The 1,248-nt window shown below is 61.2% G+C and carries 1 protein-coding gene and 1 pseudogene; both read left to right on the plus strand.

Annotation, left to right across the window (positions count from 1 at the left end; all coding sequences use genetic code 11):
* Positions 1-807, plus strand: an 807-nt coding sequence (locus EN969_RS31630; RefSeq protein ID WP_127307488.1) for a cysteine desulfurase-like protein, incomplete at its 5' end; no start/stop codon positions are given.
* Between the two features lie 128 nt (positions 808-935).
* Positions 936-1,248: pseudogene (locus EN969_RS31635) on the plus strand (hypothetical protein); the annotation flags it as partial.

Here is a 1,248-nt window from a genome sequence, read left to right on the forward strand (position 1 = left end):
GTCTCGGACCGCACCCGCCTGGTCGCCTGCACGGTCACGGCGCACTCGATCGGCTCGATCGTCGATGTCGCTGCGGTGGCTGGGATCGCGCATGCGGCCGGCGCCGAAGTGTTCCTCGACTGCGTGCATTACGGGCCGCATGGACTGATCGACGTGCAGGCCTGGGATTGCGACTATCTCGTCTGCTCCGGCTACAAGAATTTCTCGCCGCATATGGGCTTCCTGTGGGGCCGTTTCGAAACGCTGAAGCGGCTGCCGACCTTTCGCGAGGACTTCATCCCCGACGAGCCGCCCTACAAGGTCGAGGCCGGCACCTTCATCTACGAGAACGTTTCCGGCATGGATGCGGCGGTGCAGTATCTGGAACTGATCGGCCGCAATCTGGCGCCGTCCAACAACCGCTCCCGACGCGAAAACATCGTTGCCGGCATGGGCGCCATCCGCGACTACGAGCTGGTGCTGGCGCGCGAGATGCTGGCCGTGCTGAAGGATTGCGGGGCAACCATCTACGGCGTTGCCGACGAGGCGCGCATCCATGAGCGCGTGCCGACCTTCTGCTTCAACATCGGCAAACTATCGCCGCAGCGGGTCGTCGAGGAAATGGCCGAGATGCAGATCGGCATCCGCGACGGCCACATGTACGCGCCACGGCTGATGAAGCGTCTCAACCTCTCGATGGACAGCGGCGCCATCCGCGCCTCGTTGGTCCACTACAACACGGTCGAGGAAGTCCGGCGCTTCGGCGAAGCTCTGCGTGCGATTGTCGCGAAGTTGTCCCGAGCTGCGGCCTTCGGGCCGGTCGAGTAGTAGGCTGCGGCTACATTGGGGGTCGTAATCCTGGGGTCTGCGCGACGCTTCGCCCTAGGCCCTGTACTGATAAATGAAAAAGGACTGCGATAGGTGGAAAACTGCCCTCCCAGCATGCAAGATGGCTGATGGCCAATTTATCGTTCCAGCACTTGAACACCGATTGGAATGCCGAGCCCAATGCTCCTGACATAGAGCTGGTAGTCGAAGGCAACAGCGTCCGCCTTTCCTTTCGTCTTAACCCGTGGGCCTACAGTGCCGAGCCTGGAGAAATTGCGACGCTACGATTCCTCGGCTGCAGTCGTTTTCGTTGGGACGCGACGAACGATCATGCATGGTTTGCAGGAAAAGGGCTTTACGGCGGTCAGGCTCCGAAATGGGGCGAGTTCTACGAGGTTATGGGCGACACTCGGGTCGTCGAGGATGACGATTGGGATGTCT

It is taken from the genome of Mesorhizobium sp. M7A.F.Ca.CA.003.01.2.1, from assembly GCF_003998945.1.
Classification (GTDB): domain Bacteria; phylum Pseudomonadota; class Alphaproteobacteria; order Rhizobiales; family Rhizobiaceae; genus Mesorhizobium; species Mesorhizobium ciceri.